We start from the raw sequence: 7,658 nt of genomic DNA on the forward strand, positions 1-7,658 counted from the left end.
CGGTGGCGTGCGCCCCCGACACCGAGGAGACCCCGTGTCCCACCGTGCCGCCCCGACCCGCCGCGGCCTCGCGGCGCTCGCCCTGGCCGCCGTCGGCGCCCTGGGCCTGACGGCCTGCACCACCCCGACGATCGCCACCGGCCAGGCCGCGGAGCCCGCCGCGACCGACGCCGTCGACTGGTCGACCGTGACCCCCGCGTCCGAGATCACGTGGTGGAGCAACCACCCGGGCGCGTCGAAGCCGGTCGAGGAGGAGCTGATCAAGCGCTTCGAGGCCGAGCACCCCGAGATCAAGGTCACGCTCGTCACGGCGGGCGCCAACTACGACGAGGTCGCGCAGCGGTTCCAGGCGGCGTCGCAGACGTCCGAGCTGCCGGACCTCGTCATCTCGTCCGACGTCTGGTGGTTCCGGTACCACCTGAACGACCAGATCATGCCGCTCGACGACGTGTTCGAGCACCTGGACGCCGACGCCGACGACTTCGTCCCCGCGCTGTACGGCGACTACGAGTACGACGGCCAGCACTGGGCCGCGCCGTACGCGCGCTCGACGCCGCTCTTCTACTACAACAAGGAGAAGTGGGCGGCCGCGGGCCTGCCCGACCGCGGACCCGAGACGTGGGCCGAGATGCAGGAGTGGTCGACGAAGCTCGCCGGCCAGGTGCCGGCGGACTCCAAGCCGCTCGGCCTGTCGACGGGCCCGTCGTGGGCCGCGTGGTGGTTCGAGAACATGATCTGGGGCCAGGGCGGGCAGTACTCCGACGAGTGGACGACGACGCTCGACACGCCCGAGGCGGTCGCGGGCGGCACGTTCCTCAAGGACCTCTTCCACGGCGACGAGGCCTACGCGACGGTCTCGGAGGACTCGGCCGTGGACTTCTCGTCCGGCGTCGTCGCGGCGACGATCGGGTCGACGGGCTCGCTCAAGGGCATCCTCGACGCGGCCACGTTCGACGTCGGCACGGCGTACCTGCCGGACGGCCCGCAGGGCGGCGGCACGCCGACGGGCGGCACGGGCCTGGCGATCCCGAAGGCGAAGTCGCCCGAGCAGCAGCTCGCCGCCGCGATGTTCCTGCAGTTCCTCACCGACACCGACCAGACCGCGTACTTCTCGCAGAACACCGGGTACATGCCGGTCCGCACGTCGGCGGTCGAGTCCGACGCGATGAAGGCCGTCTACGCGTCCACGCCGCAGTTCCGCACCGCTGTGGACCAGCTCGCCGACAAGGCGCGCTCGCAGGACTGGATCCGGGTGTTCGTGCCGGGTGCCGACCAGGTCCTCACCGAGGGCATCGAGCAGATCGTGCTGCGCGGCGCGGACCCGACGACCGCGTGGTCGTCGATCGCGCCCAAGCTCGACACCGCCTACCGTGAGAACGTGGAGCCGTACCTGTGACCAGGGTCGTCGCGCACCGGGGCAACTCGGCCGTCGCACCGCAGAACACGCTCGCCGCGTTCGAGGCCGCCGCCCGCGCGGGCGCCGACTCGATCGAGCTCGACGTGCAGCTGACGTCCGACGGGCACGTCGTGGTGATCCACGACGACACGCTCGACGCGACGACCTCCGGCACGGGCTGGCTCAAGGACACGCCGCTCGCGGCCGTCCGTGAGCTCGACGCGGGCGCGTGGTTCGCACCCGCGTACGCCGGGCAGCGGGTCCCGCTGCTGGCCGAGGTGGTCGAGCTGCTCGACCGGCACCCGTCGCTCGACCTGCTGTGCGAGGTCAAGGGCGAGTGGACGGCCGACGAGGTGGCCCGCGTCACGGGGCCGCTGCGGGACGCGGGGCTCGCGGACCGCACGGTCGTCCAGAGCTTCTGGCCGGGGACCGTCGAGGCGCTGCGCACGGCCGACCCGGGGCTGCGCCGCGGGCTGCTGCTCGCGGACGTCGGCGACGACCTGCTCGACACGTGCGCCGCGCTCGACGTCACGATGGCCAACCCGCACGGGCTGCTGCTCCTGCAGCACCCCGACCTCGTGGACCGGCTGCACGACGCCGGGCTGCGGGTCGCGGTGTGGACGCTCGACGAGCCCGCGCACTGGGCCGCGGCCGTCGAGGTGGGGGTCGACGAGATCATCACCGACCGCCCGGACCGTCTCGCGGGCTGGCTGGCCGCGCGCCGCGTCCGGCTGGGCTGACCGACCGGCGCAGGCCGGGGTCGTGAAGGGTTGCTGCCGTCTCCCGGCAGCAACCCTTCACGCCGTCGTGGGGTTGTGGCCGGTGACCAGCACCGGTGCCGCGAGGTCGGCGTTGTCGACGACGAGCGTCGCGCGCCGCTGCGGGTCGCACGTCGCGTGGTACAGCCGCTGACCCGCCAGGAACCGCTGGTGCCGGGGGGCGGCCGGGTCGGGCACGAACGCGTCGCGCACGGCCATGCGCGCGACCGCGACGGGCACGGGGACGCGCAGGTACACCGACAGGTCCCACGCGTCGACGAGCTCGTCACGGTGCAGGTAGATGCCGTCGACCAGCAGCACCGCGTGCTCGCCGGCGTGCCGGACGGGTGCGTGCCACCGGGCGTCCCTCGCGCGGTCGTAGCCCGCGGCGCGGTAGGCGCGGCTGCCTCCGGGGCCGAACGGGTCGAGGACGTCGGTGCGGAACCGGGCGTCGTCGTAGGAGTCGTGGAACGCCCCCTCGGGTGAGGCGACGCCGCGCGCGTACCGCTCGGCCGTCGGGCGGTGGAAGTCGTCGACCGACACCCGCACGACCTCGCGGCCCGCGCTGCGCAGCACGGCGGCGAGCTCGTCGGCGAACGTCGTCTTGCCCGAGCCGTCGATCCCGTCGACCCCGAGCCGCACCGGCCGGCCGAGCGCGACCGGGTCCGGGACCGCGGCCGCGACCCTCACGAGGAGCGCGTCGCGGGCGGTGGTCACGGGCGACCACGCTAGCGAGCGGTCGGGACTCGCATCAGGACCGCCTCGTGCCGGACCGGAGCGGTCAGCCCTCGGGCTGGCCCGCGAGCAGCCAGCGGACCGTGCGGGTCGCGACGTGCCCGCCGCCGCGCGCGAGCGCCGTCCCGACGCGGCCCCGGCGCCGCAGCCCCAGGCCGTCGGCCGCCCACGCGGGCAGCGACTCGACGGCCGCCGCCGTGAGAGCCGTGTACCCGGGGCGCAGCGTCCACGGCACGGGCGGCTCGCGCAGCAGGAACGTCGCCGCGTCGAGCGCCGCGGGCGTCGCGCGCAGCGCGGGCCGGTAGCCCTCGAGCGCCGCGCGCAGGTCGGCGAGCGTCTCCGGCACGTCGACGGCGCCCAGCGCGCGGCCGATCCGCGCGGTCTGCGCGACGTACTCGTCGGCCCGTGCGGCGCTGAGCGGGTGCTGCCCGTAACGGGTGTGCGCGTCGAGGAACGACTCGATCTCCGCGACGTGCACCCAGCGCAGCAGGTCGGGGTCGTCCGCCGCGTAGGGGATGCCCTCGGGGCTCACGCCGCGCACGCGCGCGTGGATCGTGCGGACGGCGTCGATCGCGGCCTGAGCGTCGTCGGCCGTGCCGAACACGGTCGTCGCGAGGAAGGTGCTGGTCTGCGCGAGCCGCCCCCACGGGTCCTCGCGGAACGCCGAGTGCCCCGCGACGCCGGCCATCGCGGCCGGGTGCAGCGACTGCAGCAGCAGCGACCGGATCCCGCCGACGAACATCGACGCGTCCCCGTGCACGACCCGCACCGCCGCGTCGGGCCCGAACCAGCGCGGCCCCTCGCGGTGGTGGATGCGCTCGCGGGAGCGGTGCCCGTGCGGCCCGGCGACGCGCAGGAACAGCGCGCTGCCGGCGCGGGCGCGCCACTGGCGGACGGGGGCGGCGAGGCTCACGGACCCACGGTACGGACGCCGTGCGACACCCGCGCGGCGGTCGGTGGGACGGTGGCCGGTGAGTCCGGGCGCCCCGCGCGGTCGGTACCGCCACCGCCGCCCGCACCGGGCGCCGGACCTGCGAGGAGAGGCCCCGATGGACAGCACCCGCACCACCCTCCCGACCGTCACGCTCGCCGCCGTGCGCGGCACCGTGCCGACGGCCGGGCTGCCCGCCTTCTACGACGCCGCCTACCGGCAGGTCGCGCAGGCCGTCGAGCGCGAGGGCTGGACGATCGTCGGCCCGGCGGTCGGCTGGTACCACGGCATGCCGACCGGCACGGTCGACCTGGCGGCGGGGTTCGCGGTCGAGGGTGTCGCACCGGGGGCGACGTCGGGCGACGTGACGGTCGTCGAGCAGCCGGGCGGCGACGCGCTCGTGCTCACGCACACCGGCCCGTACGACGCGCTGCCCGACGCGTGGGCGCGCGTCGAGGACGACCGTGTCGCGCTCGGCGTCGACGGGCGCGGCGACTTCTGGGAGGAGTACGTCACCGACCCCGAGCCCGGCGGCGACCCCGCGGCGAACGTCACGCGGCTCGTGCTGCCGCTGCGCGGCTGACCGCCGCACCCCGCCGGCGCGCGCCCGCGGCGCCGGGCCGGCGGGGTGCCTCGTCCGTGACCCTCAGCCCTCGCCGCCCGTGCGGCCCTCGAACAGCCCCACGTGGTTGCCGTCCGCGTCGGCGACGACCGCCCACCAGCTCGTCGCGTCGATCGGCTCCTTGCCGTGCAGCACCCGACCGCCCAGGTCGGCGACGCGCGCCAGCGCGTCGTCGATCGAGTCGACCTCGACGTAGCTGCGCGGCTGCGTGAACCCCTCCGAGCGGGGCGCGAGCCCGCCGCCGCTCACGCCGTTCGGCGCCGACCACATCGGGTAGCCCTCGAAGCCCGGGATCTCCCGGATCTGCCAGCCGAACAGCCCCTCGTAGAACCGCGTCGCGGCCGCGGTGTCCGCGACCGGGATGTCGACGTGCGTGATGTCGCCGTGCGCCATGACCGTCCCCCTCGACCCGTCGGTGGGCGGGCGCCCACCCGTGCTCCGGACGCTAGACCTCGGTGCTCACTCACGGAACCGGTGATGCTCAGATCCCCGCGCACGGTGCCGATGTCCCGGGGGAGCGTCCGCAGCGCCGGGTACCGTCGCAGGCGTCCACGCCGCCCGTGCCTCGACGGGCGGTCACCACGGGACGGGGGGGAGGACCACGATGACGACGACGCTGCGACCGTGGGTCCCGACCCCGCGCGCCCCGTGCGACGACGAGCCGCGCACGGGCTCGCGGCCGGCCGCGGGCCCTCGGCCCGACGACCAGGACGACACGACGACGCAGCACGCACCGACCGGCGAGAACGCCGTCGCGCGGGCGGCGCGACCCGCCGACGACCGCGCGGCCGGGCCCTGCGCCGGCGCGGTGCCCTGCGCGGCACGTCCCGGCACGCCGCTGCACCACCCCGACGGCGCGTGCCGGTGCTTCGCGGGCGGCCCGCGGCCGGAGTTCCTGCCCACGGGCGGTGCGCCGGGCTGACCGGCGCCGGGCGGAGCCCGTCCCGCGGAGCCCCGGCGGACGTCCGCTCCACCGGTCGTCGCGGGTCATCTCCGTCCCAGGGCGGTGGAAGGTCCGGTGGGCGGCCCGCGAGGATCGGGGCATGCCCGACCCGTCGACCCCGCTCGCCTCGGCCCCGACCGCCGCGGCACCCCGCGTGCGCGCGGACCGGCAACGCCTCGGCACCGCCGTCGTGCTCGCCGTGCTGGTCGCGGCCTTCCAGCTGGCCACGCCGATCATGGGGTACTCGTGGTCGGGGGTCGTGGACCTGACGCCGGGGACTGACGCGCGAGCCGTCGCCGGCGTCGCGGGGGTGGTGGTCGTCGCCTCGGTGGTCCTCGCGGTGTGGCGGCCCGTGCTCGCGACCGTCGTGGCCGCCGCACCGTTCGCGTTCCTGCCGTGGACCGGGTGGTTCATGGTCGGCTGGTACCTCGCGCTGGTCGCGGTCGCGCTCGTCGCGGTGCTGCGCACGTGGCGCGCGGTGCTCCTGCCGTACGCGGCCGCCCTGGGCCTGGCGGCCGTGTACTGCGGCGGCAACCTCGTGGGCTTCACGCCGATCGGGCCCGTCACGTCGGGGACCGAGCCCCCGTTCCGGTGGCTGACGTTCGTGCTCTACGTCGTGTGGGTCACGGGCGCCGTGCTGGTCGCGCTCGCGTTCGGCGCCCGGCAGCGGAGCCGCCGGCGCGAGGCACTCGCGCAGCAGCAGGAGGAGCGCGCGCTCACCACCGACGCGCTCGCGCGTGAGCGGGCCCGCATGGCGCGCGACCTGCACGACGTCGTCGCGCACCACGTGTCGCTCATCGCGGTGCGCGCCGAGAGCGCGCCGTACCAGTACCCCGACCTCGACGACGACGCACGCGCGGTGCTCGCCGACGTCGCGCGCGACGCGCGCGAGGCGCTGGGCGAGCTGCGCGAGGCGCTCAACGTGCTGCGCCGCACCGACGACGACGCGTCCGTCGCGCGCCGCCCGCAGCCCACCGCGCACGACGTCGCCGGCCTGGTCGCGGACGCGCGCGCCGCGGGCCAGGACGTGCGGGTCGTGGGGGAGTGGTCGCACGTGCCCGACGCCGCGGGGTACGTGCTGTTCCGGGCACTGCAAGAGGCGCTGACCAACGCGCGGCGGCACGCGCCCGGGGCCGCGGTCGACGTCGAGCTCGTGCAGCGCGACGGCGAGGCGGGCCTGCGGGTCTCGCAACCGCTGACCGGACCGGCGGAGCCCGTGCGTCCCGGCCGCGGCCTCGTCGGCATGCGCGAGCGCGTCGACGCGGTGGGCGGCACGCTGCGCGCCGACGCGACCGCGTCGCGGTTCGTCGTGGACGTCCGCGTGCCGGTGGCGGTGGCGCCGTGATCCGCGTGGTCGTGGCCGACGACCAGGCCGTGGTCCGGGCCGGGTTCGCGGCGATCCTCGCGGCCGCGCCTGACGTGGAGGTCGTCGGCGACGCGGGCGACGGGGCCGCGCTGCTCGACGTCGTCGCGGCGCAGCGCCCCGACGTCGCGGTGGTCGACGTGCGCATGCCCGTCATGGACGGCATCGACGCGACGCGCGCGATCGCCGCCGCGCACCCCGGCACGCGCGTGCTCATCCTCACGACGTTCGACCTCGACGAGTACGTGTTCGACGCGCTGCGCGCGGGCGCGTCGGGCTTCCTGCTCAAGGACGTGCCCGCCTCGCGGCTCGTCGAGGCGGTGCGCGCGGTGGCCGACGGCTCGATGCTCCTCGGTGCGAGCGTCACCCGGCGGCTCGTCGAGGACTTCGCCGCGCGCGGTGACGCGCGGTCCCTGGCGGTGCTGACGCCGCGCGAGACCGAGGTCGTCGCCGCCGTCGCGCGCGGGCTGTCCAACGCCGAGGTCGGAGCCGAGCTGTTCATCACCGAGCCCACCGTGAAGTCCCACGTGTCGGAGGCGCTGCGCAAGCTGGGCTGCCGCGACCGCGTGCAGCTCGTCATCGCGGCGTACGAGGCGGGCCTGGTGCGGCCGGGCGACCGCCGGGACGACGTGCCCTGATGACGGGGCTCGTGCTCGGGCTCGTCGCGACGGGGCTGGTCATGAGCCTGGTCGGGTCGTTCGCACCCGTGTTCGCCGCCGAGGCGTACGTCGTCGGCGTCGCGCTCACGCAGCCGGCGGACGTGGCGCTCGCGGTCGCGGGAGCCGTGGTCGTCGGTCAGACCCTCGGCAAGGCGGCCGTGCTCGCGTCGGTCCGCGCGGTGCCGCGGTGGTCGTGGGTGCGGGGCGTGCGGGTCGCGGTGGCACGCGGCGCGCACGGGCCGGCGGGCGGC

10 protein-coding genes are annotated in these 7,658 nt (G+C 76.3%); 7 read left to right on the forward strand and 3 right to left on the reverse strand.

The genetic code is table 11. The annotated features are described in order from the left end of the window. The first annotated feature begins 34 nt into the window (after positions 1-34). Both ATM99_RS15315 and ATM99_RS15320 read left to right on the forward strand, forming a co-directional pair. On the forward strand, positions 35-1,396 hold the full coding sequence (locus ATM99_RS15315; protein ID WP_062103726.1) for an ABC transporter substrate-binding protein: 1,362 nt from the start codon (positions 35-37) through the stop codon (positions 1,394-1,396). Further along, positions 1,393-2,136 carry a glycerophosphodiester phosphodiesterase family protein gene (locus ATM99_RS15320; RefSeq protein WP_062103727.1) on the forward strand — a complete coding sequence of 248 codons (744 nt, stop codon included), beginning with the start codon at positions 1,393-1,395 and terminating at the stop codon, positions 2,134-2,136. The genes ATM99_RS15315 and ATM99_RS15320 overlap by 4 nt, the downstream gene beginning before the upstream one ends. Before the next feature lie 57 nt (positions 2,137-2,193). Here the strand turns inward: ATM99_RS15320 and ATM99_RS15325 are convergent, their stop codons facing one another. Both ATM99_RS15325 and ATM99_RS15330 read right to left on the reverse strand, forming a co-directional pair. Continuing rightward, on the reverse strand, positions 2,194-2,871 hold the full coding sequence (locus tag ATM99_RS15325) for a hypothetical protein (RefSeq protein ID WP_062103728.1): 678 nt from the start codon (positions 2,869-2,871) through the stop codon (positions 2,194-2,196). Between the two features lie 64 nt (positions 2,872-2,935). Further along, positions 2,936-3,802, reverse strand: coding sequence for an oxygenase MpaB family protein (locus ATM99_RS15330; RefSeq protein WP_062103729.1), 867 nt, complete (start codon positions 3,800-3,802; stop codon positions 2,936-2,938). Between the two features lie 136 nt (positions 3,803-3,938). On the opposite strand from ATM99_RS15330, the gene ATM99_RS15335 reads away from it, so the two are divergent. Beyond that, the gene (locus ATM99_RS15335; RefSeq protein ID WP_062103730.1) at positions 3,939-4,403 is read left to right on the forward strand and encodes a GyrI-like domain-containing protein; all 465 of its coding nucleotides are present in this window, start codon (positions 3,939-3,941) and stop codon (positions 4,401-4,403) included. Between the two features lie 63 nt (positions 4,404-4,466). On the opposite strand, the gene ATM99_RS15340 is transcribed toward ATM99_RS15335, so the two are convergent. Continuing rightward, positions 4,467-4,835: a VOC family protein gene (locus tag ATM99_RS15340; RefSeq protein WP_046529600.1), complete on the reverse strand. Its 369-nt coding sequence runs from the start codon at positions 4,833-4,835 to the stop codon at positions 4,467-4,469. 211 nt (positions 4,836-5,046) lie between these two features. Here ATM99_RS15340 and ATM99_RS15345 point away from each other — a divergent pair, with 211 nt between their 5' ends. The 4 genes from ATM99_RS15345 to ATM99_RS15360 all read left to right on the forward strand — a co-directional run. Then, positions 5,047-5,364, forward strand: a complete 318-nt coding sequence (locus ATM99_RS15345) for a hypothetical protein (protein WP_062103731.1) — start codon at positions 5,047-5,049, stop codon at positions 5,362-5,364. Positions 5,365-5,485: 121 nt separating this feature from the next. Continuing rightward, positions 5,486-6,730, forward strand: a complete 1,245-nt coding sequence (locus ATM99_RS15350) for a sensor histidine kinase (protein WP_062103732.1) — start codon at positions 5,486-5,488, stop codon at positions 6,728-6,730. Beyond that, on the forward strand, positions 6,727-7,386 hold the full coding sequence (locus ATM99_RS15355) for a response regulator transcription factor (RefSeq protein ID WP_062103733.1): 660 nt from the start codon (positions 6,727-6,729) through the stop codon (positions 7,384-7,386). Before ATM99_RS15350 ends, ATM99_RS15355 begins: the two co-directional genes overlap by 4 nt. After that, a partial coding sequence (locus ATM99_RS15360) for a hypothetical protein (RefSeq protein ID WP_223305166.1) occupies positions 7,386-7,658 on the forward strand: 273 nt, incomplete at its 3' end. The genes ATM99_RS15355 and ATM99_RS15360, both read left to right, overlap by 1 nt.

It is taken from the genome of Cellulomonas sp. B6, assembly GCF_001462455.1.
Lineage (GTDB): Bacteria > Actinomycetota > Actinomycetes > Actinomycetales > Cellulomonadaceae > Cellulomonas.

Coding starts and splice junctions, on each gene's coding strand:
- ATM99_RS15335 (WP_062103730.1), top strand. CDS start 3,939: ATGGACAGCACCCGCACCACCCTCCCGACCGTCACGCTCGCCGCCGTG.
- ATM99_RS15340 (WP_046529600.1), bottom strand. CDS start 4,835: ATGGCGCACGGCGACATCACGCACGTCGACATCCCGGTCGCGGACACC.
- ATM99_RS15345 (WP_062103731.1), top strand. CDS start 5,047: ATGACGACGACGCTGCGACCGTGGGTCCCGACCCCGCGCGCCCCGTGC.
- ATM99_RS15350 (WP_062103732.1), top strand. CDS start 5,486: ATGCCCGACCCGTCGACCCCGCTCGCCTCGGCCCCGACCGCCGCGGCA.